Origin of the sequence: Tunturibacter gelidoferens (assembly GCF_040358255.1) — a bacterium.
In the GTDB taxonomy this organism is placed as follows: domain Bacteria; phylum Acidobacteriota; class Terriglobia; order Terriglobales; family Acidobacteriaceae; genus Edaphobacter; species Edaphobacter gelidiferens.
Window position 1 is genome coordinate 2,493,933 of record NZ_CP132938.1, and the last position, 25,630, is coordinate 2,519,562.

General features: G+C 58.1%; 20 protein-coding genes. 14 read left to right on the forward strand and 6 right to left on the reverse strand.

The annotated features are described in order from the left end of the window. Nucleotides 1–49: 49 nt before the first annotated feature. On the reverse strand, nucleotides 50–1,765 hold the full coding sequence (locus tag RBB81_RS11130) for a hypothetical protein (protein WP_353073737.1): 1,716 nt from the start codon (nucleotides 1,763–1,765) through the stop codon (nucleotides 50–52). Continuing rightward, the gene (locus RBB81_RS11135; RefSeq protein WP_179581982.1) at nucleotides 1,753–2,556 is read right to left on the reverse strand and encodes an ABC transporter ATP-binding protein; all 804 of its coding nucleotides are present in this window, start codon (nucleotides 2,554–2,556) and stop codon (nucleotides 1,753–1,755) included. The genes RBB81_RS11130 and RBB81_RS11135 overlap by 13 nt, the downstream gene beginning before the upstream one ends. 269 nt (nucleotides 2,557–2,825) lie before the next feature. On the opposite strand from RBB81_RS11135, the gene dxs reads away from it, so the two are divergent. Further along, entirely contained in the window at nucleotides 2,826–4,715 is a 1,890-nt protein-coding gene (dxs, locus tag RBB81_RS11140) for a 1-deoxy-D-xylulose-5-phosphate synthase (protein ID WP_353073738.1), read from the forward strand. A gap of 12 nt (nucleotides 4,716–4,727) precedes the next feature. On the opposite strand, the gene RBB81_RS11145 is transcribed toward dxs, so the two are convergent. Together RBB81_RS11145 and RBB81_RS11150 are read right to left on the reverse strand one after the other, a co-directional pair. After that, nucleotides 4,728–5,267 (reverse strand): SRPBCC family protein, encoded by a 540-nt coding sequence (locus RBB81_RS11145; protein WP_353073739.1) that lies wholly within the window; start codon nucleotides 5,265–5,267, stop codon nucleotides 4,728–4,730. Nucleotides 5,268–5,402: 135 nt separating this feature from the next. Next, nucleotides 5,403–5,957 carry a fasciclin domain-containing protein gene (locus RBB81_RS11150; RefSeq protein WP_179581985.1) on the reverse strand — a complete coding sequence of 185 codons (555 nt, stop codon included), beginning with the start codon at nucleotides 5,955–5,957 and terminating at the stop codon, nucleotides 5,403–5,405. A gap of 257 nt (nucleotides 5,958–6,214) precedes the next feature. On the opposite strand from RBB81_RS11150, the gene RBB81_RS11155 reads away from it, so the two are divergent. The 12 genes from RBB81_RS11155 (at nucleotide 6,215) to murG (ending at nucleotide 20,379) form a co-directional block, all read left to right on the forward strand. Beyond that, nucleotides 6,215–6,745 carry a DUF2127 domain-containing protein gene (locus tag RBB81_RS11155; RefSeq protein WP_353073740.1) on the forward strand — a complete coding sequence of 177 codons (531 nt, stop codon included), beginning with the start codon at nucleotides 6,215–6,217 and terminating at the stop codon, nucleotides 6,743–6,745. Between the two features lie 324 nt (nucleotides 6,746–7,069). Further along, nucleotides 7,070–7,531: a division/cell wall cluster transcriptional repressor MraZ gene (locus RBB81_RS11160; RefSeq protein WP_183789194.1), complete on the forward strand. Its 462-nt coding sequence runs from the start codon at nucleotides 7,070–7,072 to the stop codon at nucleotides 7,529–7,531. A 46-nt stretch (nucleotides 7,532–7,577) separates the two neighbouring features. After that, on the forward strand, nucleotides 7,578–8,471 hold the full coding sequence (rsmH, locus tag RBB81_RS11165; RefSeq protein ID WP_179581988.1) for a 16S rRNA (cytosine(1402)-N(4))-methyltransferase RsmH: 894 nt from the start codon (nucleotides 7,578–7,580) through the stop codon (nucleotides 8,469–8,471). A 214-nt stretch (nucleotides 8,472–8,685) separates the two neighbouring features. Next, complete coding sequence (gene ftsL / locus RBB81_RS11170; RefSeq protein ID WP_179581989.1) at nucleotides 8,686–9,210, forward strand: cell division protein FtsL; 525 nt, start codon at nucleotides 8,686–8,688, stop codon at nucleotides 9,208–9,210. 84 nt (nucleotides 9,211–9,294) lie between these two features. Next, nucleotides 9,295–11,634, forward strand: a complete 2,340-nt coding sequence (locus tag RBB81_RS11175) for a penicillin-binding protein (protein WP_353073741.1) — start codon at nucleotides 9,295–9,297, stop codon at nucleotides 11,632–11,634. Nucleotides 11,635–11,680: 46 nt separating this feature from the next. Next, nucleotides 11,681–13,174 (forward strand): UDP-N-acetylmuramoyl-L-alanyl-D-glutamate--2,6-diaminopimelate ligase, encoded by a 1,494-nt coding sequence (locus RBB81_RS11180; RefSeq protein WP_353073742.1) that lies wholly within the window; start codon nucleotides 11,681–11,683, stop codon nucleotides 13,172–13,174. After that, nucleotides 13,171–14,583 carry a UDP-N-acetylmuramoyl-tripeptide--D-alanyl-D-alanine ligase gene (locus RBB81_RS11185; RefSeq protein ID WP_353073743.1) on the forward strand — a complete coding sequence of 471 codons (1,413 nt, stop codon included), beginning with the start codon at nucleotides 13,171–13,173 and terminating at the stop codon, nucleotides 14,581–14,583. The genes RBB81_RS11180 and RBB81_RS11185 overlap by 4 nt, the downstream gene beginning before the upstream one ends. 44 nt (nucleotides 14,584–14,627) lie before the next feature. Next, nucleotides 14,628–15,290 carry a hypothetical protein gene (locus RBB81_RS11190; RefSeq protein WP_353073744.1) on the forward strand — a complete coding sequence of 221 codons (663 nt, stop codon included), beginning with the start codon at nucleotides 14,628–14,630 and terminating at the stop codon, nucleotides 15,288–15,290. A gap of 140 nt (nucleotides 15,291–15,430) precedes the next feature. Continuing rightward, nucleotides 15,431–16,567 carry a phospho-N-acetylmuramoyl-pentapeptide-transferase gene (gene mraY / locus RBB81_RS11195; RefSeq protein ID WP_353073745.1) on the forward strand — a complete coding sequence of 379 codons (1,137 nt, stop codon included), beginning with the start codon at nucleotides 15,431–15,433 and terminating at the stop codon, nucleotides 16,565–16,567. Nucleotides 16,568–16,582: 15 nt separating this feature from the next. Further along, nucleotides 16,583–17,938: a UDP-N-acetylmuramoyl-L-alanine--D-glutamate ligase gene (murD, locus tag RBB81_RS11200; protein WP_353073919.1), complete on the forward strand. Its 1,356-nt coding sequence runs from the start codon at nucleotides 16,583–16,585 to the stop codon at nucleotides 17,936–17,938. A 20-nt stretch (nucleotides 17,939–17,958) separates the two neighbouring features. Beyond that, nucleotides 17,959–19,053: a putative lipid II flippase FtsW gene (ftsW, locus tag RBB81_RS11205; protein ID WP_353073746.1), complete on the forward strand. Its 1,095-nt coding sequence runs from the start codon at nucleotides 17,959–17,961 to the stop codon at nucleotides 19,051–19,053. Between the two features lie 174 nt (nucleotides 19,054–19,227). Continuing rightward, a complete protein-coding gene (gene murG / locus RBB81_RS11210; protein ID WP_353073748.1) occupies nucleotides 19,228–20,379 on the forward strand; it encodes an undecaprenyldiphospho-muramoylpentapeptide beta-N-acetylglucosaminyltransferase in 1,152 nt (383 codons plus the stop codon). A gap of 897 nt (nucleotides 20,380–21,276) precedes the next feature. Here murG and RBB81_RS11215 read toward each other — a convergent pair. After that, nucleotides 21,277–22,536 (reverse strand): YXWGXW repeat-containing protein, encoded by a 1,260-nt coding sequence (locus tag RBB81_RS11215; RefSeq protein WP_353073749.1) that lies wholly within the window; start codon nucleotides 22,534–22,536, stop codon nucleotides 21,277–21,279. A 217-nt stretch (nucleotides 22,537–22,753) separates the two neighbouring features. Next, nucleotides 22,754–23,824 (reverse strand): acetamidase/formamidase family protein, encoded by a 1,071-nt coding sequence (locus RBB81_RS11220; protein ID WP_353073750.1) that lies wholly within the window; start codon nucleotides 23,822–23,824, stop codon nucleotides 22,754–22,756. Between the two features lie 262 nt (nucleotides 23,825–24,086). Here RBB81_RS11220 and murC point away from each other — a divergent pair, with 262 nt between their 5' ends. Next, nucleotides 24,087–25,499 (forward strand): UDP-N-acetylmuramate--L-alanine ligase, encoded by a 1,413-nt coding sequence (gene murC / locus RBB81_RS11225; protein ID WP_353073751.1) that lies wholly within the window; start codon nucleotides 24,087–24,089, stop codon nucleotides 25,497–25,499. Nucleotides 25,500–25,630: the final 131 nt, after the last annotated feature.

Consider the following 25,630-nt stretch of genomic DNA (forward strand, 5'->3'; position numbering starts at 1 on the left):
CTTAATGCGGGCTTCGTTAGATGACACGGCTTCGCGTGAAACCAGGGCCCTAGGTTTTGCACAGTTCTTCAGCGATTGCTTCTCGATGGTTCAGCGCTATTGCGTCAAGACGGTTCAGAACACGGATGTAAAAGATGAGGGCGGCTATGGCGAAGGCCAGGAGAATGGGGATCATAAGCCAAGGTTGGCCGAGGTGCTGGCAGAAGAGGACAGTTGCAAAGCCGATAGCGAAACAGGCCAGAACCACGCCTAAGGCGATTATGGCGCTCAGTTGCGAAGTCTGTGCGCGGTTGATCTTCGACAGGTTGATTTTTTTTGGTGCGCTGAGGGATCGGAGATTACCTATCGCTCCGTTGGTGAAGGTGGTGAAGAGGAGCCAGCAGAGGGTCGCGACGGCTGTGAGCGGAGTCGGAGTACGGGCGCCGAAAGCGAGAACTCCGAAGATGAGGATGAATTCGATAAGGCTGAGGAGAAAGCCAATCAAGTTCTTTGCTAGGAAGACGTCGCGAATGCGCGTGGGGCTGATGAAATAGAACTGGACGCCTGGGCCGTCCATGCCGAGGCCGTTATAGGAGAGGATGGAGACGCCGAGCAGAGAGTAGGCGACGGAGGCAGGAAAGATGAGGCTACCGCCGACACCGCTGGCTCCGATGCGGTTGGCGAAGAGGAAGACCATGAATACGGGAGCGATGAAGCCGTAAAGCTGATTGGTGTTGCGGCGGAGGTAGATGAGCTCTTTGTGGAGGCATGCGGAGAGGGTGGGGCTTAAGCTGAGGGGTCCGCGGGTGGACTGAGCCGTTGCTGATTGCAGGCCGGAGATACGTTGTGACGGTGGGATGCGGGTTGCGGCGGGTTGGTGGGAGACCTGACTTAGATTTTCGCCGCGGAACTCGCGATGCATACGGTAGGCGTAGATAGCCAGGAAGATGCACCCAAAGGTTGCTAGGCCTAGCAGAGAGGCAATGGCGTCGAAGTGGCGAGCTTGTGCAGAGCTGACGATGGATGTGGCGGCCAGACCCGGGGGAAGGAGTTCAGCAACGGGGCGAAGACGGTTAAAGATTTTGATGAGGATGGGAGATTTGTGGACGTGACCATTTTGGAAGGCTGGGTTGAAGTTCAGGTTGATGTATTGGAAACCGAGGGAGCCGAAGATGATGAGAGCGGTGAATATTTCGCTGGCGCGGCGGGTGGAGAGCCAGCGCTCGACCCAGGTGATGGCCATGCGTGTGAAAAAGATGTTTGCCAGCGCGAAGACGAAGAGGGTCAGCGTGGCGCAGGGAACTAACGACGGCTTGGCTACGCCGATACCGATGTCGGCGGCGATGAGGGCCAGAGTGCCGATGACATTGGCGGCAGAGAGCAGGCCGAAGAAGAGGCGGGCTGTGAGGTAGCGGGGAAAGCTGAGTGGGAAGCGGATGATCGTATTGATGTCGAAGCTGAGGCCGGGCGCTGAGATGTTGAGGACGACGAGTTGCCAGAGTAAGAAGACTCCCCAGGTGATTGAGGAGAGCATGGCGAGACGATCCGTGGAGACGAAGAGGTAGGCTCCGAAGCCTGCGCCGAGAATGGGGAAGATGGCGATGAGGGCGAGGACGGGGAAGATCAGGATGCGGGCGATGAGTTCGCCGACCCCACCTTTGCGGCGGAAGGCATTGCGAAAGATGCACCAGCGAAGTTGAGCGAGGGCGGCGAACTGGGCTCGGCTTTGGGCTGAGGTCCAGGGTGGGTTTGGAGGATGGCCCGGAGGGTCGGTTAGCCCAGCCATGAGAGTTCCTGCTCGGGATGGGTAGTGGCGGGATCGCCGCCTACGATGCTGAGAAAGATCTGCTCGAGGGTGAGGATCTGGTTGCCGCCGTTGTCTTCGGGGTTTCGGGCCTGAACACCAGCGCGAAGCTCTTCGAGCGAGCCATTGGCGATGAGGTGGCCGCGATCGATGATGGCGATGTGGGTGCAGAGGCGCTCGACGATCTCGAGAACGTGGGAGGTGAGGAAGATGGTTGCGCCGCGAGCGATCATGCCCTGAAGCATGGCTTTGAGTGTGCCGGAGGCGATGGCGTCGACGCCTTCGAAGGGCTCGTCGAGGAAGAGGATGCGGGGACCGTGGATGACGGCGGCGGCGAGGGCGAGCTTTTTTTGCATGCCGTGGGAGAAGTCGGTGATGAGTTTTTTTGTTTCGCCGGCAAGACTCATGAACTCGAGAAGTTCGGTGGTGCGGGCGGCGGTGGTGGCGGCGTCGAGGCCATACATACGGCCGACGAATCGGAGGTACTCGGAGGCGGTGAGGCGACCGAAGAGGGCGAGGCCTTCGGGGACTACGCCGATCTGGCGCTTGACCTCCAGAGGATTTGAAATAGCGTCGAGGCCGAGGATCTGGATGGAGCCGGAGGTCGGTGCGAGGAGGCCGGTGAGCATCTTGATGGTGGTGGATTTGCCTGCACCGTTGGGACCGAGGAAACCGAAGAACTGGCCCGGGGCGACTGTAAGGTTGACGTCCTGAACTGCGGTGAATTCGCCGAAGCGGCGGGTGAGGCCTGTGGTGGTGACGGCGGGGACCATGTGAGGGAAAGCATATCGCAGTGGCTGAGCTGGTTGGAGCAAATTCAGGTTCGCTTTGGCTTGCCGGCGCTGGCATTCTGCTGACTCGCGATGCGGAAAAGACATCGAATGACGGAAACGAACGTCTAAGAATCGGGTTTGAAAAATGCAACACGCGAAGTTGTGGGTTGATATACTTAAAAGTCACCTCATTTCGCCGGGTTGAGGGTGTAGCTGTGTTTTGGGCAGGACGCGACGCTCGGTTAGCGAGACTGCAGAACAGGTTTTGAATGAGCAATATTCTCGAGACAATCAACTCTCCCGCTGACGTCAAGAAGCTTTCGATTGCGGAGCTGACCCAGTTGGCAGAGGAGATTCGGGCGCGTCTGATTGTGGGGGTTGCCAAGACGGGTGGGCATATTGGTCCGAATCTCGGCGTGGTTGAACTGACGCTTGCGATGCACTATGTGTTCGACACACCGACGGATAGCTTCGTCTTCGACGTGAGCCATCAGGCCTATGTACACAAGCTGCTGACGGGGCGAGAGAAGCTGTTTCATACGATTCGGCAGCCGGGTGGATTGAATGGGTTTATGCTGCGCACCGAGAGCGAGCATGACAGTTATGGTGCGGGACACGCAGGAACGGCGCTGAGTGCGGCTCTGGGCATGGCTGTTGCCCGCGACATGTCGGGCGGCAAAGAACATATCGTCGCGCTGGCGGGGGACGCGGCGTTTACGAATGGTATCTCGTTTGAAGCGCTGAATAATATCGCGGCTCAGACCAAGCGGTTGATCGTGGTGTTGAACGATAATGCGTGGTCAATTGATAAGAACGTTGGGGCGATCGCTGAGTACTTTCATAAGATCGTGACGAATCCGACGATCTCGAGTTTGCATGATCGGGCGGCAGATCTGCTGGAGCGCTTTGGTGGGAAGACGGTGCGGCATGTTGCTCGCAAGGCGGAAGAGGCGGCGAAGGGTTTGATTGGGCCGGGCACGCTCTTCGAAGAGTTTGGGCTGAGCTACTTTGGGCCACTCGATGGACACAATCTGCCACTGCTGATCGAGACATTCAACTTTTTGAAGCAACAGAACAAGCCGGTGGTGCTGCATGCGATCACACAAAAAGGCAAAGGTTTTCAGCCTGCGATAGAAAAGCAGAAGAAGTTTCATGGGCTGGGGCCTTACGATGCGCAGACCGGTGAGACCAAGCCTGCGGGGCAGAAGACTTATTCCGAGATATTTGCGGAATCGTTGACGAAGCTAGCTACGATGAACGATAAGGTTGTCGCGATTACGGCTGCGATGCCGAATGGGACCGCGTTGGATCTCTTCAGGCCGCATCATCCGAAGAGGTACTTTGACGTGGGGATTGCTGAGGAGCACGCGGTCATCTTTGCCGCTGGAATGGCGACGAAGGGATATAAGCCGTTTTGTGCGATCTATTCGACGTTTCTGCAGCGTGCCTTCGATCAGATTGTGCATGATGTCTGTCTGCAGAATCTGCCGGTGGTGTTCTGCATGGATCGCGGCGGGTTGAGCGGTGATGATGGGCCGACGCATCATGGGCTGTTCGATATCAGCTATCTGCGCAGCGTGCCGAACCTGGTGCATATGGTGCCGAAGAATGAGGATGAACTGGCCGACATGATGTATACGGCGATGCTGCACGAGGGGCCAAGCGCGATTCGATATCCGCGTGGGACTGGTCCGGGTGTTGCTGTGAAAGAGCAACCGGTGGCGCTTGAGATCGGCAAGGCTGAGGTGATTCGCGACGGAGCCGATGTTGCAATCTTCGGTTTAGGAGCGATGCTGCCCGAGGCGGTCCGCCTGGCAGAGATGTTGAAGCTGGAAGGGTTTTCTGCAGCGGTGATTAATCCGCGTTTTGCGAAACCGGTAGATCGTGATTGCGTCGGAGAGTTCGGTGGCCGCTGTGGGTTGGTGATTACGTTGGAAGATCATGTTCTTGCGGGTGGTTTTGGTTCTGCCGTGATGGAGACGTTGAACGAACTTGAGCTGCAGGTTCCGGTGGTGAGGGTGGGCTGGCCGGATGCGTTCATCGAGCATGGGAAGGTGGAGTCGCTGCGAGAGAAGTACGGCCTTACGGCCGAGGCGGCGCTTGAGAGGTCGAGACCTTATCTCAGCAAGCTGATGGAGCAGGTCCTCGCCAAGCATTAGGTGATGGGATTATTAAATGCGGGCTCCAAGCAACTGGGTGGTGCGTGCGTGACGATAGGCAAAGGTGCTACGAAGCTGAAAAGCGACGAAGAGGCTGTTGGCGATATTTCCAAATACTCCCAGCGGTAGTTCGTAGTCGACTTTGTCTTCGAGCAGAGTGCCGGGGACAGGGCCTCGGGAGTTTTCTGTTCGCGTTTCTGACTTTACATGGTGGCAATGGTGCCAGTAGGCGAAGGGACCTCGGAGTTGCCGGTCACAGAAGTGATCGTTCCAGAGGAAGTCGGAGATCTCTGCGTCCCAGCGGAGTCTGATGGGGGAATATGGAAATGGGCGAAAGCTGATTGTGAGCTTCGTTCCGGCACCTGCGGCGATGCTGCCGGGTCTGGAGGATGTGACAGGGTGGGGAGGCGGGGGTGCGATGGAGATCTCTTCGATGCGGGCTTTCTGCCACGCGGGCATGAGGCGTGGGAGGTTGTCGGGATTTGAGAAGAAGGCGAAGACTACTTCAACAGGGTAGGGGAGCCACTGTTGGGATTGGAAGGTGTGGCGCATCGTTGAGTTGGTTTATAGCGTGTTGCAGCAGAAAGTGCGAGTGGTGTAGGGGCTGCCAATCATAGTGTGTTTTGTGGGATAAGAAAAAAAGGCGCCTCGTGATGAGGCGCCTCAAGGGATTACCGGAGGAAACACTTAGTTGGGCATGAGGACGGTGTCGATGACGTGGATGACGCCGTTCGACTGGAAGACATCGGCTGTGGTGATGGTGGCCATGCCGCCCTTGGCATCGGTCAGCATGATGTTGCCGCCGGACATGGTGGCTGTGAGATCTTCGCCCTGAACGGTCTTAAGAGTAGCTTTGCCGCCGCCCTTCTGGATCATCTTTGCGAGTTCCTTCGAGGAGATCTTGCCGGCTACTACGTGGTAGGTGAGGATTTTGTCCAGAGTGTCTTTGCTCTCGGGCTTGACGAGGGTGTCGACGGTGCCTGCGGGAAGTTTTGCGAAGGCATCATCGGTTGGTGCGAAGACGGTGAAGGGCCCGGGGCTGTTGAGCGTATCGACCAGGCCGCCGGCCTTGACGGCAGCGACGAGGGTCTTGTGGATGGGTGAGTTGACGGCGTTCTCGACGATGGTCTTGGTGGGGTACATCGCAGCTCCGCCGACTTCAGGGTCCTTCTGGGCGTGTGCGGTAACTGAGGTGATGGCCAGAGCGGCGACTGCAACGGTTGCGAGGAAGGTCTTCTTCACTGTCGTTATCCTTTATCGTTCCAGATCATTTAGAAGTTGGTTCCCTGCAGGGGCACTCATAAGCATCTACGTCTGCTTGCGGGGACTGGATTGGTCTAATTTCCATCATGCTCGTGATATGCCGTCTGAAGAGAGAGCGTTGCGACGTCGGTTGTGTGCGCCTAACGGTTAGCGAGAAGATGTTGATGCGGTGAAGATGTGCATCACACGAAGGGGGCGTTGACAATTCAATTGAGTCCTCGTCAACTGAAGGTCTGATGATGCTGAAAGAACCGATAAGTAGCCGCGAGTTGATACAGGCACCGGAGCAGGGGGATCACCCGGCCGGTGCTCACGATCGCGGTTTGTTGCTGATCGGGCTTTTCAAGCTGGCCAAGGCGATCTTCTTCTTCTGTATCGGTGCGGGTGCGGTTCACCTGCTGCATAAAGATGTTGGTGATGAGGTGACGCGGCTGGCGCTGAAGTTGAGGTTTGACCCGGAAAGCCGACTGGTTGCTTTGTTGCTGCACAAGGCTGACCTGATCGATGCTCATCGGTTAAGGCAGATCAGTGTGGGGACGTTCGGATACTCCGCATTGGCTTTGACGGAGGGGATCGGACTGCTTCTGGAGAAGGTGTGGGCGGAGTATCTGACGCTGATTCTGACGGTGTCTTTTCTGCCGTGGGAGTTGTATGAGCTGGTCCGAAAGCCGGATTGGTCTCGCCTGAGTCTGCTAGTCATTAATCTGGCAGTGCTTGCGTACCTGATCTGGCTGCTTCGACGGAAGAAGCTGCTGGGTGGGAGCTAGCGTTTTCGCTTTTATTTCGCTTATCAGATCGATTCACGCTCTGCAAGTAACGGAGATGGCATGAATCACCAGAGCCAACACTACAGCTAGCGGTTACCTCTTCGGTACACACAAGTAGCTGAGTTTTCCACATTCCAATATGGGAAATGCACAGAAGTTGTACAAATTAGCCCTTTACAGGGCTGGGTAGCTCGGCGATGCTGGTGGAGCGAAGTAGAAGATTTTGGAGTTTAGTGGACCAAACTAGGTTCCCTGGCAACAAAATTCTACGATGCGGAGCAGGTTTTGAACCAAAGATGAGGCGAGAGAGGTATCGAGGTCGTTATGTTTCGGGGAAATCACCCAACACGCGTTGATGAGAAAGGGAGACTTAAACTCCCTGCCGAGTTCAAGCGCCGTGTGGATGAGCTGTACGGACCCCAGTTCTACATAACAAGCATGGATGGGAAGCGGGCGCAGGTTTATCCGCTGAAGGAGTGGGAGCAGATCGAGGCGTCGCTGTCGAAGATGTCCCCGATGGATCCGGTACGAAAGAAGTTTCAGGATGTGACGAACTTCTATGGGCAGATGGCCGAGATGGATGCACAGGGCCGGGTGCTGATTCCGCAGAAGCTGCGGGAGTTGGCGAAGGTGACGGGCGAGGTGAATGTTCTGGGGTCGCAGACGCTGTTGGAAGTTGTAAATGCAGAGATGTTCGACGCCGAGATGAAGAAGGCCAGTGGAGCTGTTGAGCTGACAGATGTGGATCTGATGGCGTTCGCAGAGAAGACCAAGGTTGTTGCTTAGTAGTAGCAGGTTGGCCCCCAGGGGCAGCACAGAAGGCGGGTGACAGATGAAGAGTCCGCAACATGTGCCGGTTCTTTTAGAAGAAGTTTTGGAGTATTTGAATGTGCGGCCGGGCGGCGTGGTGGTTGACGCGACGTTGGGTCTGGCGGGGCACTCTTCGGAGATAGCGAAGAGGCTGGGCGGAAAAGGCAAGTTGATTGGCTTTGACCGTGACCCGGAGGCGATGGAGATGGCTAAGGCAAGGCTTGAGGTTTTACGGGCTGAGCTTGGTGAGGAGATGCCGGAGGTGGTGTTCGAGCCGAGGGCGTTTTCGGAGGCTTCGAGCCTGATTGAAGCGGGGAGCCTGGATGGATTGCTCGCTGACTTTGGCGTGAGCAGCCTGCAGCTGGACGAGGCGCACAGAGGATTTAGTTTTCGGACCGACGGACCACTAGACATGCGGATGGATACGCGCAGTGGGGAGACGGCCGAGCAAGTGGTAAATCAGGAAGACGAAAACGAACTCGCCGACCTGATTTACGAATTCGGAGAGGAAAGGAGGTCGCGGAGAATCGCCAGAGCCATTGTTAGGGCCCGGCCGATTACGACTACAGCAGAATTGGCTCGAATCGTATCGGCCGAGGCCCCACCAATGAAAGGCGAGAAGATTCATCCGGCTACCAGGACCTTTCAAGCACTCCGGATTCGAGTGAATAACGAGTTGGGAGAGATTCAATCGCTGCTGAAGAGCGCGGGGTCTCTGTTGAAGCCGGGCGGAAGGCTGGTGTTGATCAGCTTCCACTCTTTGGAGGACCGGCTGGTGAAGGATGCGTTCAAGGCTGCGAAGGACGCGAAGATATTTGAGGTTTTGACGAAGAAGCCGGTTGTGGCGGCTGAGCAGGAACAGATGAGGAATCCGCGGTCGCGTAGTGCGAAGTTGAGGGCCGCAGAAAAAATTTAGGTACAAGATTCTCTATTGCACAAAAAATGGTGCAGTCTATAGATAGAGAAAACATGTGATCGGGCCGGGGTTGTCCCACCTTCTTTCAGGCGAAAGACAACTCTGCAACAAAAAGTCCCTTCCTCCATAGCGATCCCGGCCCGGTTCGTACGTAGAGGAGAGTGGCAAAAGAATTTGGGCTCAGGATTTTGTGGCGGGTTGAGAGAGGTGCAGGATGGCAGCTTCGGCGATGGCGGGACAACAGTTAGAGATGCTAGGGTCGCGGGCGCAGAGCCGTGCGGAGTCGCTGACGGCGAGGAATCGTGAGCTGTATGAGACGCAACGGCGTGCTCGGCGTGGGCCTACGCCCGAGGTCTTCTTTACGAAGCACATCGACAACAGCCGCATTGTGAAGGCGGACGATCCGGAGCGACGGCGTGAGATGCGCACGTTTACTGCAGTGATGAGTGTGTTGTTTGTGCTGGTGATGGTTTATGTCTGGCAGCACTTTTCGGCGATTGAGATTGGTTATCACGTCGAGGCCCAGAAGGCACAGGTGGAGCAGTTGCGGGAGGAGAATAGGCAACTGCGGTTGAATGAGGCGCAGTTGACGGATCCTGGCCGGATCGACAGGATTGCCAAGCAGCTTGGTTTGGGCGAGCCTCAGCCCGGACAGGTGGTGCGGCCTGAGGGCGGCGGAGATCCGAATGCTCCAGTGCTGGCGCAGGCTAGTGCTCCGGCGATGCAGATTGCGCAGTAGCGGATTGTCGGCAGTGTGTTCGAGTTTGTAGAACGTCTGACGGTGAGGGATCGGGAAGTACATTAACGATAAAGCAGGGATGAGATGAACAAAGCGCCACGGCAGACGTTGACCGCTCCAATACGGAGGATCCGTTTCGCTTATGTAGCGCTGTTTTTTTGCGCCTGGACGTCACTGATCGCGGTACGGCTGGGATGGCTTCAGGTGGTGCGGCACTCGGACTTTGTGCATCGGGCGGCGCTGCAGCAACAGAGGACGTTCGAGGTCGCTCCGCGGCGGGGGATGCTGTATGACCGCAATCTGCGGGAGCTTGCGGTGACGGTGCAGGTGGATAGTGTGTATGCGGTGCCGTCGGAGCTTGGGGATAATCGTGCGAGCGCGGCGGAGATACTGGCAGAGATTGTGCACGCGGATCCGAGAGACAACTTTACGTCGCAGCAGCAGATGCTGGCTCGATTCAATGCTTCGAAGAACTTTGCGTGGGTGGCGAGGAAGGTCGATCCCGGTATTGTCGACCGTTTGCGCGAGTTGAATTTGAAGGGCGTGTACTTCCAGAAGGAGTTCAAACGGTTCTATCCGAATAACGACCTGGCTGCGCAGGTATTGGGATATGTGGGCACCGACGATATTGGACTGGGTGGTTTGGAGCGGCAGTTCGATGAGGATATGCACGGGGAGCCTGGGCATATGCTGACTGCGCTTGATGCGAAGCGACATGTGTTGGGCAGTGAAGAGAGCCAGCCGATGCCGGGTGAGAATCTTGTGCTGTCGATCGACGCGAATATTCAGTACATGGCGGAGCGGGCGCTCGATGCACAGGTGGAGAAGGTGAAGGCTCTGCATGGGACGGTGGTGGTGCAGGACCCGCACACGGGGCAGGTTCTGGCGTTGGCGGTGTCTCCGCGGTTCAATCCGAACGATCAGAGACACATGGATTCGAGCGTGTTGACGAACCTTGCGGTGAGCGATGTGTATGAGCCGGGATCGACGTTCAAGCTGGTGACTTATTCTGCGGCGATTGATGCGGCGGGAGTGCAGCCTACGGACATTGTGGATTGTCAGGGTGGCGCCATGACGATGTACGGCCGCACGCTGCATGACGACAGGAGCGATCACTTCGGGCGGGTGACGGTGCAATATGCGCTGGAGCACTCGAGCGACGTCGGCGCGGCGAAGATGGCGTTGAAGCTGGGGAATCTGAAGTTTTATGAGTATATGAGGGCCTTTGGATTTGGGGATCGCTCGGGGATCGAGCTGCCGAGTGAGACGCGCGGCTTGCTGCGGAATCCGAGGAAGTGGGGGGCGACGAGCATTCTGTCGATGGCGATTGGGCAGGAGGTGGGCGTGACGCCGGTGCAGCTTGTAACGATGGTGAGCACAATTGCAAATGGCGGAGTTTATATGCCTCCGCATGTGCTGCTGCAGTCGACCGATGAGATGAAGGGTGATCCGCGGTTGAAGCCTGCAGCGTTTCGGCCTTCGAACGGGCTACCGGCGACCCTGCCGGACGGTGCGCACCGGGTGATTACGGAGATGACGTCCGCGAAGATGCGGATGATGATGCAGGGCATTGTGACCGAGGGCACGGGGCGACAGGCGGCGCTGAACGGTTATAGCTCGGGTGGTAAGACGGGCACAGCGCAGAAGATTGATCCGGCGACGCACACCTACTCGCATACGAAGTTGGTGGCGAGCTTTGCGGGCTTCGCGCCTGTGAGCAATCCTGCGATCTCGGTTGCGGTCGTAATCGACACTCCGACGGCGGGTAGCGAGGTGCAGCACTACGGCGGTGCGGCGAGTGCGCCGGTGTTTGCTGAGGTGGCGCAACAGGTATTGGAGTATCTGGGTGTTCCGCACGATCAGCCGTTGAAGACGAAGAAAGAGTTGACGGTGGCGGCGAAGACGGAGGAGGCCGGGGATGCGCCAAGCGAAAACACGGCCGATCTGAATGCGATGTTCGATGATGTGAATAGCTTGCCAGCGGATGATCCGCTGCGCGCGCCGGCGAACGCTGCGCCTGTTGAGGTTGCGGCGATCGAGAAACCGGTTGCAGTTACGCAGAAGGCGCCTGCTAACGGGAAGACTTCAGGGATTTTGGATATGTTGCCGGCGAAGGTTGTGGCGGCGTTTCATGGGGGCGATGGTACTGGCTCGGCGGCACCTGATGCGTCTGCGCAAACGATGCCGCAGAAGGCTGCGCCTGCCGTTGAGGCAAAAGAGAAGGGCGCGGTGGTTGTGGATGCGGGGCTGCGTGTGCCAGTGCCTTCGTTCGAGGGATCGGGGCTGCGGGGTGTAGTGGAGCGGGCGGATTCGGCGGGTTTGCGGGTACAGGCTGTCGGGAGCGGTTTGGCTAGAGAGCAGGTGCCGGCGGCGGGCACGATGGTGCCGGCTGGGACTGAGATCGTGGTGCGGTTCAGTCGATGATGGTTTTGTGCTGTGACAGATGCGGGTTCTCGGCTAGCATCCCTCTATGAATTGGAAGACTGTTTGCGACGGCCTTAGTGCCGTGGAACGCTTTTGTGCTGCGGTAGAGGTTTCGGGGGTGGAGTATGACTCTCGACGGATGGGGCGCGGTGATGTGTTTGTCGCGATGCGGGGTGAGGCGACGGATGGAAATCGTTATATAGAGGCCGCTATCGCGAAGGGGGCGATGGCCGTGGTTACGGACTCTCGCGAGGCTTACGAAAAGCTGCGTCGAGAGCATGCAGGCGTTGGGGCGGCTTTGGTGGAGCGAAGACGGCGGGCGCTGGCAGAGGTCAGTGCTGCGGTGATGGGACATCCGGAGCGTGGTCTTGCGTTGAGTGGGGTGACCGGAACGAATGGGAAGACAACGACGGCATTTTTACTGGAGGCGATGCTTCGGAGTGTGGGGCGGACGTGCGTGTTGATTGGGACTATTGAGACGCATGTTGGAGATGAGGTGCGGGTTTCGCCGCATACTACGCCGGAGTCACGGGATGTGCTGGAGATTTTTGCGGATGGTGTGAAGGTCGGTGCAACAGAGGCCGTGATGGAGATGTCATCTCATGCGCTGGAGCAGGAGCGCGTCTGGGGCCTGGCGGTAGATGTAGCGATGTTTACGAATCTGACGCAGGATCATCTGGACTATCACGGGACGATGGAGAAGTACTTTGCAGCGAAGGCGAGGCTGTTTGAGGGGGTTGGATCACCCGCGCCACGTGTGGCTGTGATCAATGGCGACGATGGTTATGGACGGCGTCTCATTACGGAGAACCGGCAGTCTCAGATGATGAGATATGGGTTGGAGCCGTTGAACGGAGACTATCGGGCCGAAGATATCAGGCTGCAGGCGGGCGAGACGCAGTTTATCTTTAAGACGCCGAATGGGGATGCGCTGATGAGGTCTTCGCTGACGGGAAGGGTGAATGTATACAACCTGCTGGCTGCATCTTGTGCTGCGCTGGCCAGAGGAATGACTCTCGAAGAGGTCGTGGCAGGAGCGGCTTCGGGAGCGCAGGTGCCGGGCCGCTTTGAGGTGGTGCCTTCTTCCAATGACATGACGGTGGTGGTGGACTATGCGCATACCGATGATGCTCTGCGGAATTTGATCTCGCTGGCGCGGGAGTTAGTGAAGGAACGCAGTGGCAGGGTGATTACTCTGTTTGGTTGTGGCGGAGATCGAGATAAGACGAAACGCCCGCGGATGGGCCGGGCGGCGGGGGAGGGAAGCGACCTCGTTGTGCTTACGAGCGATAACCCACGTAGTGAAGATCCGATGGAGATTATCAACGAGGCTCTGGCTGGAGTTCGGGAGACAGCGACGAGGTGCATAGTAGAACAGGATCGAGCCGCGGCGATCGAGATTGCGATTCGTGCGGCGAAGGCTGGAGACATTGTTTTGATCGCGGGTAAGGGCCATGAGAAGGTGCAGATCCTGCGAGAGGGAACGGTGCCGTTCGATGATGTGGCTGTAGCTGCTGGAGTTTTGAGGGAGATCGCGTGAAGCTGACCTTGGGGAAGATTGCTGACTGGATTCATGCGGATGGCGAGTTTGATACCTCGTCCGAAGCGGTGGGGTATGGAATTGACTCGCGAACGATTGGTGGCGGAGAGCTTTTCTTTGCAGTTCGCGGCGAGAGACTCGACGGGCATGAGTACGTTCAAGCGGCGCTCGCGAATGGAGCGGTGGCTGCTGTGGTGAGTAATCGATGGGTTGTGCCGGCTGAAGTGGATGAGAGGCGACTGCTGCGCGTGGCAGAGTGCGACGATTGTGTGTTGCGGGCGCTGCAGCAATTGGCTCATGCGGTGCGAAGCGAGTGGGGCGGGAGAGTGATTGGAGTGACCGGGTCGGCCGGGAAGACTACGACCAAGGAGGCTGTGGCACAGGTTCTGGGAGCGAAGTTCAAGGTGTTGAAGTCAGCCGGCAACCTGAACAACGCGTTTGGTCTGCCGTTGCAGCTTCTGAAGCTGGAGCGGAAGCATGAGGTCGCGGTGATCGAGATGGGTATGAACCATGCGGGAGAGATTGCTGCGCTGGCACAGATTGCCGAGCCGGATTGGGCCGTTGTGTCGAACGTGGGGCCGGTGCATCTCGAGTTCTTTCCGGAGGGGCTGATTGGAATTGCACGGGCGAAGTATGAGTTGATTGAGGCGCTGCCTGCAGATGGTATAGCGATTCTGAACTTCGACGACGCTTACGTAGCGGCGTTTGGCCGTGGGTTGGATAGACGCGCGGTGTTTTACGGGTTTGGTGAGGGAGCAGGGGTAAGAGCTGTCAACGTCGCTGAAGTAGGCGCGGAGGGCGTGGTATTTACGGTGGAGGCGAAGGGGCAGCGCGCGAGTGTGCAGTTGAAGATGTTGGGACGGCACAACATCCCTAATGCGTTGGCTGCGATTGCTGCAGGCCTGCAAAGCGGGATGGAGTTAGCGGAGTGCGCGGCGGTGGTCGGCGAACTGAGGGCAGGGGATAAGCGTGGGGAGGTTCTGGAGTGGCGCGGGGCGACGCTGATCAATGACTGCTATAACTCCAATCCGACGGCGCTTAACGCGATGATCGATGCGTTGGTGGCGATTCCGGCGGAGAGGCATATTGTGGTTGCGGGGGAGATGTTGGAACTTGGTCCGGATTCGGCTGCGCTACATGCTGCGTGCGGTGCGCGGATGAAGGAACGCGGGGTGGATTTTGTGCTCGGAGTGCGCGGTGCGGCCGAATCCATTGTAAGGGCGGCCAGGGCAGGCGGCGTGGAAACATTATTTGTAACAACTCCCGAGGAAGCGGGTGAGTGGCTGGTTGCGAATGTGCGCGCGGGCGACGTAGTGTTGTTGAAGGCTTCTCGGGGCGTGCGTTTGGAGAAAGCTTTGACAGTATTAGCGGGAAAGCCTGGTGACGCATCGAAATCAAACAGCATCTGATGATTTATTGATTGGCGAAACGAGATCATACGGAGCAGAGATATATGTCGAGCAACGGGAATGCACTGGTGAGGAAAAACTCCAGTTCGGCGATGAAGAAGCATGCGAAGAAGGCGATTAAACACGCCGCTAAAAAGCAAGCTGCCAAAAAACACGCTGCGAAACACGCCAAGAAGATTGCTAAAAAAGCGGCGAAGAAAGCTGCAGAAAAGGTTTCTGGTTCCGGGGCTGTTTATGCCACTGATTATGGACTTATGACGGCGTTTCACCATATGCAGAGAGCTACGGTCGTGATTTCGCTTATGGAAAAAGGAACGGGGGAAGACCTGAGGGATCTGCTGGAGCGTGGAGTGAAGCTCTACCGCAGGGCAACGGAGGGCGAAGAAGGGAACAAGTTTGTGTTACGGGCGATCGGGGTTTTGCGTGCAGCGGAGCATCTAGCGCTGGCGGGGCTCTATGCTGCCCGGGAAAAACACCGTCAGAAGGTCGCGTCGCCTTCACCGGCCTGGTTGGAAAGGTTTATTGCGGAGGCGGATCAAAGATTGGGGAAGATTGAGCACGCTGAGCGCGGCAAAGGGACGGATCTTTTTCCGGTGACTGTTGAGTTATTGCGGCAGGCAGAGGACTCGGATCACGATGCTCATCTTGCGTTCGAGCTTGCGATGGCTGCCGATGCGCTCTGCTTTGCGCTAGAGAACGGGCTCTGAGCGGAGAATTTCGAGATTCGGCGGCATTCGGATTGGTTCGCGGATGAGATAACCACAGGATCCGGGCGATGGTGCTGTTAAGATAGCCGTGACTCGCAACAGAAAACGGGCATAAGCTGCGAGTAAAAGGCGGAGGCGTTTTGCTCTATTGGTTGCTGTACCAGAAGCTGTTCCCTTACTTTCGGCTGTTTCGCATCTTCCGATATCTGACGTTTCGTACAGTGTTTGCGAGCCTTACGGCGCTGCTGATCGGTTTACTGATTGGCCCGTATGTGATCGAGAAGCTGCGCGAGTTTCAGATTGGGCAGTATATCCGGGAAGAGGGACCTCAGTCGCACCAAAAGAAGAGCGGGACGCCGACGATGGGCGGGGTGTTGATCTGTATCTCGATTTTGGTGCCGACGTTGATGTGGTCTGATCTTTCGAATCCTTATGTCTGGCTGGTGATGTTGTCCACGCTTGCGTTTGGGGCGATCGGATTTGCGGATGACTATATCAAGGTTGTGCATCGACAAAACCAGGGACTGACGGCGAGGGCGAAGCTCGGTCTGCAATTTGTGGTGAGCGCCGCAGTGGCGGCAACGCTGGTTGTGATGGAGATTCGCGGCGGCTACTCGACCCGGCTGATGGTGCCGTTTGCAAAACGATTCAGGCCGGATCTGGTGTGGGAGTGGATGGGGCACATTCCGCACATGCACTGGCTGGTTTTTTTGCCGTTCGTGGTCTTTGTGATGATCGTGATCGCGGGTGCAAGCAATTCGGTGAATCTGACCGACGGACTGGATGGGCTGGCGATCGGATGTACGATCATTGCGGCCGGGGCTCTCACGGTTCTGACCTACGTGAGTGGGCATGTGGTGTTTTCGGATTATCTGGAGCTGCAACGGATGCCGATGGTGAGCGAACTCACGGTATTTTGTGGGTCGATGGTGGGAGCAAGCATTGGGTTCCTTTGGTACAACGCTCATCCGGCTGAGATTTTCATGGGAGACGTTGGTAGTCTTGCGCTCGGTGGGGCAATTGGGACGGTGGCGGTTGTGATCAAGCAGGAGTTGTTGCTGCCGTTTATTGGCGGTGTTTTCATTCTTGAGGCGGTGAGCGTGATGCTGCAGGTGGGGAGCTACAAGCTGAGGAATGGAAAGCGCATCTTCAAGATGGCTCCGCTACATCATCATTTTGAGTTGATGGGCTGGTCGGAGTCGAAGGTGATTGCGCGGTTTTGGATTCTGGCGCTGGTGTTTGCTTTGTTCGCGTTGACTACTTTGAAGCTGCGATGAGAGTGTGAAGGCATGATGGATTTGAAGAATAAGCGGGTATTGGTTGTGGGGCTGGGGAAATCCGGCTTGTCGGCGGCGATGTTTCTGCGTGGGCTGGGGGCCCGGGTGACGGTGAGCGATACGCGGAGTGCGGTGGCGCTGGCGCAGGAGATTCCTGCGTTGCTGGAGGCGGGGATCATGGTTGAGTCCGGCGGGCATGGGCTTCTGACGTTTCGGCGGCAGGATCTGATTGTGGTATCGCCGGGTGTGCCGATGGATACGCCTGAGGTGAAGCAGGTTGTTGCGTTTGGTCTGACGGTGATTGGGGAGCTGGAGCTGGCGAGTCGCTATCTGCAGGGGCAGGTGGTGGCGATTACCGGGTCGAATGGGAAGACAACGACTACGACGTTGGTGGGAAAGATCCTCAGCGATGCAGGTTTGCCGACGCAGGTGGGTGGGAATATTGGTCTGCCGGTTATTGATCTGGTGGCGAAGAGCACGCCGGAGACGGTGAATGTGCTGGAGGTGTCGAGCTTCCAACTGGAGACCATTGAGGAGTTTCATCCGCGGATTGCGGTGATCCTGAACATCACGCCAGACCATCTGGATCGACATGGCAGCTTCGAGAAGTATGTGGCGGCGAAGGAGCGAATCTTCGAGCGGCAGGGCGCTGGAGACGCGCTGGTGTTGAATGGGGATGATCGCGTGACGCAGATGTGTGCGGCGCGGGCGAAGAGCGAGGTGTTCTGGTTCAGTGGGACGAAGGCAGTTCGACGCGGCGCGTTTGTAAGGGATGGCGTGATTGTGTGGGTGGAGAAGGAGGGCGGAGTGACCGAGCCGGTGATGCCGGTTTCGGAGGTGCATCTGAAGGGTGCGCACAACATCGAGAATGTGTTGGCGGCAGTTTGCGTGGCGCGGTTGGCGAAGGTTTCGGCGGAGAGTATTCGGGCTTCGGTGGCGACATTTACGGCTGTGGAGCACAGGCTGGAAATGGTCAGGAAGCTGAATGGGGTGGAGTTCTATAACGACTCGAAGGCGACGAATGTGGATGCGACGATGAAGGCTGTAGCTTCGTTCAGCAAAGGGATTCACCTGATTCTAGGCGGGAAGGATAAAGACTCGGACTATGGGTTGATGGCCGAGTTGCTGAAAGAGAGAGTTAAGGCTGTTTATACGATTGGTTCGGCAGCAGAAAAGGTTGAGCACCAGCTGCATGGAGTCGTGAAGATGGTGGCAGCGGGAACGTTGGAGATTGCGGTGGCCGAGGCGGCGAAGGCTGCGGTGGCTGGTGATGTAGTGCTGCTGTCGCCTGCCTGTTCGAGCTTTGACCAGTTTGAGAACTATGAGCATCGCGGCCGCGTGTTCCGGCAGTTGGTGAACGAACTAATTTAGTGAAGAAGTGGAAGTGATGCATGGCGAAGAGAGTTGGGGTGGACAAGTGGCTCTTCGGAGTGGTGCTGCTGCTGGTGCTGTTTGGGCTGGTGATGGTGTTTTCTGCGTCTGCGGTGATGGCGCAGTCGAGTCTCGGGTCTCCTTATCCTTATGTGATGAAGCAGGCGATCTGGGCCGTGTTGGGGCTGATTGCGCTGGTTGCGTTGATGCAGGTGGACTATCGGACTTATAACAATCCCAAGGTGGTGTTTCCTGCGGTTGCGGTGACAATGCTGATGTTGATCGGCGTGTTTGCGATGAAGGACTCGCATGCGACGCATCGCTGGGTTCGGTTTGGGAACCTGTTTACGTTTCAACCTTCGGAGCTGGCTAAGCCTGTGCTGGTGTTGTTTCTTGCTTATTTTTTGCAGACTCGAATCCACCAGATGGACGACTGGAGGGGAACGATTCTGCGGGCGGTTGCGGTGCCGCTGGCGTTTACGGCTTTGATCTTGAAGGAGCCGGATCTGGGGACCGGCATGGTCTGCATGGCGGTTACGGCGTTGATGCTGTATCTGGCCGGAGCGAAGACGAAGTACTTTGCGGTCGGTGCGGCGTTTGCGGCTCCTGTTCTTTACTTCATGCTGTTTCATGTTGCGTTTCGACGGGCGCGGATGCTGGCGTTTGTGAATCCTGAGGCTGATCCCCGCGGGACCGGGTTTCACATTCTTCAGTCGTTGATTGCGGTTGGGACGGGTGGGATTCGCGGGCTCGGGTTGATGGAGGGGCGGCAGAAGTTGTTCTATCTGCCAGAGGTTCAGACGGACTTTATCTTTGCGAATATCTGCGAAGAGCTGGGACTGATTGGGGCGCTGCTGGTGGTTGGATTGTTTGTTGCGCTCGGGTATCGTGGGCTGCGGGCGGCGTTTCTTTCGACCGATCCGTTTGCGCGGTTTCTTGCGTTCGGGCTGACGACTGCGATTCTGATCCAGGCCTTCTTCAATATGAGCGTGGTGCTGGCACTGCTGCCGACGAAGGGTATTCCGCTTCCGTTCATCTCTTCGGGGGGCACTTCGATCTTTATTACGCTGGCGAGCATCGGTGTGCTGTTGAATATCACGCGCGAGATCGATTGAGGTGGAAGAGAGGCAGATCGTGTGTCCTGCCGGACGGGCCCACTTCGCTCGGCCACCCCGCAAACGAAGACCTGTTTGCGGGGACCCCGGTTCGCGCGGTCACTTCGTGACGGGTATACCTTTTCTGCGTGGGTTGAGTGGCGTCGGTCCTCCCGTTGGTCGGAGTAGAGCTCGGTGAGCGAATTGGGACAGCCATTGCGGGTTTTGATTGCGGGTGGTGGGACCGGAGGGCATGTTATTCCGGCGCTGGCGATTGCGCGGGAGTTGCGCGATGAGCATGGGGCCGAGATGCGGTTTGTGGGGACGGCGCGGGGGCTTGAGACGCGGCTGGTGCCGGAGGCTGGGTTTCCGCTGGAGTTGATTCGGGTGGGGCAGTTGAAGAATGTAAGTTTAGCGACGCGGGTGCGGACGCTGGCGGATCTTCCGCTTGGTGTTGTGCGGTGCGTGGAGTTGGTTCGGAGCTTCAAACCGGATGTCGTGGTGGGGGTGGGAGGGTATGCTTCGGGGCCCGCGATGATGGCGGCGATCCTGTTGCAGGTTCCTACATTGGCGTTCGAGCCGAACGCGGTGCCGGGGTTGGCGAACAGGCTGGTAGGGCAGTTCGTGTCGGCTGCCGCGGTGAACTTCGAGGAGACTCGGAGGTACTTTCGTGGTGCGACGGTGACCGGTATTCCGGTACGGCGGGAGTTTTTTGGGATAGCTCCGCTGCCCGAGGCGGAGAGGGCTCGTGCGTCTTCTGCAGGTAGCATCTCGAAGGATGGACTGACATCGACTCGGCGGCTGCTGGTGTTTGGCGGAAGCCAGGGGGCGCGTGTCTTCAATACGGTCATGCCGCGGATCGCAAAGGGGCTGCTCGAAGAGGTGCCCGGACTGAGGATTCTGCACCAGACAGGGAAGGGACAGGCGGAGTCGACGGAGGAGGCGTATGGGGCGAGTGGCGCGGACCCCTCTCGCTGGAAGGTGGCTACGTATCTTGACGATATGCCGAGGAGATTCGCCGATGCGGATCTGATTCTTTGCCGCAGCGGTGCGAGTACGGTCGCGGAGCTTGCCGCGGCGGGAAGACCGGCGGTGCTGGTGCCGTTTCCGGGAGCAGCGGATGACCACCAGATGAAGAATGCAGAGGCCTTCGCACGTGTCGGCGCTGCCGAGTTGCGAGTACAGGCTGCGGACGACCTGATGGAAGCGTTTTTATTGAGCGATCTTTCGCGGCTTTTGCTGGATGCCGGGAGACTGGCGGAGATGGGCCGGAGAGTTCGGGGGCTGGCCCATCCGGATGCGGTGCGGGTGATTGGGCAGATGGTGGCGACACTTGCAGGGCGTTGATTCTTCCGTCTGATCTTCCTCAACCGACCTCTCCTTTTGGGGGTACCCCCCTCCCCCCATCTCGTGGCATAACCCTCTTTGAATGAAAGTCTTACAAAAAACGTCAAATCGCAAAATAGTCATTCTAAATGGGTTGCGGCCAAATACTTCCAACCAAAGGGGTTACGGGCTTTAATGCGGAAAGCCCCGGTTTCGGCCGAGGCTTCCTTGATCTGTGTATCCAGCATAACGGTTGGGGCATAACTAATGCGCCACGTGAATGTGCTGGATTGGTGCGGGTTTTGGTGATTCAGGGCTTGACAAGGTTTTTAGGGTGGTTCGGGCTAGTAATGCAAAAGCAGATCCCTACGGGATGACACCAAAAGACGCCGGCAGTGGCAAATGCAGGAGCAAGTGAAATTGCCAACCCAAATGCAAATGTGGGGTTCTCCACTACGCGGACCACGATGAAACTGTGGTCCGCTTCGGTCGAAATGACGGTTTATTTGGTGAGGGGATGGAAGTTAGATAGCCGCGGGATGACGAGCGAAACGAAGGAAGCGGATCGCCGGGGATGACGAGCAAAGACGCCGGCAGTGGCAAATGCAGGAGCAAGTGAAACTGCCAACCCAAATGCAAATGCGGGGTTCTCCACTACGCGGACCACGATGAAACTGTGGTCCGCTTCGGTCGAAATGACGGTTATTTGGTGGGGGATGGAAATTAGATAGCCGCGGGATGACGAGCAAAACGAAGGAAGCGGACTACCGGGGATGACGAGCAAAAACAAAGCAGATCCCTACTGGATGACAACAAGAAGACACAGCGGGATGACGAGCGACGACGAAATATTTATTTCGAGCAAAAGAAGAGGGCTGAGGATTTGCTCCTCAGCCCTTCGATTTTGCCAGCCTGGTTTCAGCGATGACCACCACCACCGCCGCCGTGTGATCCACCGCCGCCACCGCCACCGCCGTGGAAGCCTCCTCCGCCGCCACCGCTGTAGCTGCTGCCTCCGCCGTGGGAACCGCCACCATAGTTTCCTCCACCAGAGTATGAGGCGTGGGGAGCACTGGCGTAGTTGCTGTGGCTTTGAACGGCAGCCGGCTGCGAGTAGCTGCGGGATTCGCCGCTGTAGGCGCTTCCCGCGTAGGCATTGCCTCCGGTGTAGGAACGGCCTGCATTTGCGTTGTAGTTAGCGTTGCCTCCGGTGTAGGCGCGGCCTGCGTTTGCGTTGTAGTTGGCGTTGCCTCCGGTGTAGGAACGGCCTGCATTTGCGTTGTAGTTGGTGTTGCCTCCGTTGTAGGCGCGGGCTCCGTTATAAGAGGTGTTGGCGCCACCGGGGGTGGAACGTATGCTGTGGTCGCCGAAGCCCTGGGCAGTGGTGCGGCCAGCGTTTGTCTGAGCGAAGGTGCGCCCGTTGATGCTGGAGCCACGGTAGGCGTTGGAAGCTCCGCCATGGTTGGCGACAGAGTTGACGTGGGTGAAGCTGGCGCCGCCGGGGTGGCCGGAATATCCGTTATAGGAGTGGTTGTAGAAGTTGCCGCCGTGCCAGCCGCGGCCGACGTTGCAGTAGGCGCGGTTGTAGTAGAAGCGTCCGCCGCCCCAGTATCCGCCGTAGAAACCGATGCCGAAGTAGCCAAAGCCGTAGTTGATGCCGCCGTAGTAGCCGACGTAGGGGCCCCAGTAGCCGGCGTTCCAGAAGTAGCCGTCGTCAAAGCCCCAGTAGCCGGGGGTCCAGAGGGCTCCGGTGTAGGGAGCTGCTACCCAGGCGCCTTGAACCCATTGATAGCCGTCAGCGGTCCAGGCCCAGTAGCCGGGGGTCCAGATGTAGCCGTCGCCGGGGGCGGGGGGCTGTTCGTAGTCGGGGATTGGGGGTGGGGCCTGCTCGATGCCCTGAGGTTGGCCGGGCTGCGGTGCGCCGTATTGCTGGGGGGCGCCCTGGTTTGGGTCGCCGTATTGCTGCGGCGCACCGTACTGCTGGTCGTATTGCGGGGGTGCTGTATTGTTCTGCTCGGCTCCGTATTGGGGATCCTGCTGAGCCTGCTGAGCGGCGGGCGAGCCGTACTGGTCGTTGGGGTTGTACAGCTGAACCTGGGCCAGAAGAGGCATGGCCAGTGTGAAGCCGGCGAGTGTTGCTGCTCCAACGGAGTTTCTGAAGAGGCGGGTGAACGTCATAGCGCTACCTTCCTGCTCAGCCTTCGTTTATCCGGGTGTTGCGTCGTGCGGCGGACTTCGCGGAGAGCAAGGATGAGTTCCAGCCCGGCTGGTTGTTCCGGGTCAAGTGCTCAGTTGATTAGACACGATTCCAGGTGCTTTGTTGCGAAATATTGATAGTGTCGCTTTATGAGTCAGGGCGAAAAGGTTGTAGCGATTTGATCGATTTGGTGTGCAATTAGTGACGATTTGAACTGCGGACGAAGAGGTTTTTGGGGCAGAGGACGTGGACGCCGCTTTTGGTGTCGACGAGTTGGGTGATGTCGACATCGCAGGCGGTGGAGATGAGGGCGTAGGCGTCGTCGCGGGTGAGAGGGGGGTGGCCGGGGATCTGGTCTGGTATCTCCTCTGACAGGAAGGTGATCATGTTGCGGACGGCCATCTCGGTGGCGGTTTTGAGGTCTTCGTCGAAGCCCATGGCAATGTAGGCGGTGGGGGTTTCGCCGCGGGGCCACAACAGGTGTTGATCTTTATGGACGATGAACTGGAAGGTGCCGGTGAGCTGGGTTTCGAGGGCGGTGATGTCGACTTCGCCGTTGCCCTGGCCGGCATGACCGTCGCCTGCTTCGAAGAGGGCTCCCTTGGCGTTGACGGGGATGTAGAGGGTGGTGCCGGCGACCATCTCCTTGTTGTCGATGTTGCCGGCGTGCATCCAGGGTGGGGCGGAGTTGTACTTGCCGGCGGACTCGGGTGGGGCGATGCCCATGGAGCCGAAGAAGGGGTGGAGGGGGATGTCGATGCCGGGGGCGAAGTGGCCGATCATCTTTTCGCGGTCGAGGGGGATGATGCGGGTGCGGCTGTAGGGGAAGTCGTTGGGGAGGAAGCCGCGGCCGGGGCTGAAGCCGTTGCAGGCCCAGGGGACGTCGATGTTGATCTTTTGGATGCGGACTTCGAGGACGTCGCCGGGTTCGGCGTCGGTGATGGCGATGGGGCCGGTAAGGATGTGGCCGCCGGGACCTTTTTCGGAGGCGGGATAGTTTTTGTAGATGTCTTCGACGTAGGGGGGAATGTCGGAGGCGGCGATGCCGAGGGATTTGAGGCGGTCGGGGGAGCCGCAGGTGGAGAGGGTCTGGATGGTGACCGTGTCGCCGGAGTGGACGGTGAGGGCGGGGGTGGCTTTGGCGGAGTAGAAGCCCCAGGCTACGGTGGTGGGAGTGGCCAGGAGGGTTTGGGTTTGCTGGGCGGCGGCGGGTAGGGTGAGGAGGGCAGCGGTGGCCAGGGCGGCGAGGCGGGCGGGGTTGGCGGGCATGGATTTTATATATCACGAGTGCTTGCTTGTAAGCTGTGCTGCCGGACGGGCCCACTGCGCGTGGTGCGGCCACTTCGTGGCGTGTGTACCTTGTTTCGTGATGTGTTCGGGTGTGGTCCTCCCGTTGGTCGGAAGGAAAGCCGGCCACGTTTCGCGGGAACGTATCGTTCTCTTGTTCACAACAGTTCTGCCTGGGAACGCTGATAGTCTGGAGGATCATTACTCGCGTTAATGATGTCTTGAAAGTAGAGATTACGAAAGCATGTTTGTGCCTGGGCATTTTTTGTTTGCGCCGTCGCAGCGGATTCATTTTATTGGGATCGGCGGAATTGGGATGAGCGGGATCGCGGAGATTCTGCTGACGATGGGGTATTCGGTCTCGGGGAGCGACTTGCGGCGGAGTTCGGTGACGGATCGTCTGTTGGGGATGGGGGCGCGGATCTTCGAGGGGCATGTTGCGAGCAATGCGGCGGCTAGTGATGTGGTGGTGACCAGCTCGGCCGTGGCGAAGGACAATCCCGAGGTGATGGAGGCGCGGGAGCGGAAGATTCCGGTGATTCAGCGGGCGGAGATGCTGGCGGAGTTGATGCGGCTGAAGTATGGGATTGCTGTGGCAGGGATGCATGGGAAGACTACGACGACCTCGATGGTGGCGGCGGTTTTGGCTGGAGGCGGGTTGGATCCGACGGTGGTGGTGGGCGGGCGGGTGAATGCACTGGGGTCGAATGCGCGGCTGGGGAACTCGCAGTACCTGGTGGCGGAGGCGGATGAGAGCGACCGGAGTTTTTTGAAGCTGTCGCCAGTGTTGGCAGTGGTGACGAATCTGGATCGCGAACATATGGATTGTTATCGCGATATGGAGGATGTCGAGGGAGCGTTTGTGGAGTTTATGGACAAGCTGCCGTTCTATGGAGCGACTACGGCTTGTGTTGATAATGCACTGCTGCGAACGGTGCTGCCGAGGGTGAGGCGGAAGGTCTATACGTATGGCGAGAGTGTGGATGCGGATTTTCGTGTCGAGATGATGCCAAAGGATGCGGAGTGTCACTCGGCGTTTGCGGTGAACTACAAGGGACTGGTGCTGGGAACGTTTCGGCTGCATGTTCCGGGACGGCACAATGTGCTGAACGCTGCGGCTGCGGTGGCGGTAGGGGTTCAGTTGGGAGTGGCTCCGGACCAGATTGCTGCGGGGCTGGAGACGTTTCGTGGGGTGGATCGGCGATTTCAGATCAAGGGTGAGGTGCGGAGTGTGACGGTGGTGGATGACTATGGGCATCATCCGACGGAGATTCTGGCTACGCTGCGGGCGGCGAAGGATTGTGGGTACTCGCGGGTGCATGTTTTATTTCAGCCGCATCGATTTACGCGCACGAGGGACTTGATGGCGGAGTTTGCGGGAGCTTTCGAAGATGCGGATACGGTTGAGGTTCTGGATATTTATGCCGCTAGTGAAACTCCCATTGCGGGTGTGGATGCGCATGCGCTGGTGAGGGCGATTCGGGCCACGGGTGGGGTGCGGGTGGAGTATGCGGCTTCGGTGGCTGAGGGTGTTGACGTGCTGGCGCGGGAGGCTAAGGCGGGAGAGGTGATTTTGACGCTGGGGGCGGGGAGCGTATCGCAGGCGGGAGCGGCGCTGCTGGAAGCTTTATCTGAAAATGGGGCGACGAACGGGTGAGTTCCTGAAAGGGTACATGCTGAAGATGTCTGAGAGTGGTGGGCACCGTGCGGGTTATGCTCAGGATGGCGATTCTCGCGGCCTTGCTCAGGCGTGCGACAAAGCGATGCGGTTTCGAGGGGTGGAATAAC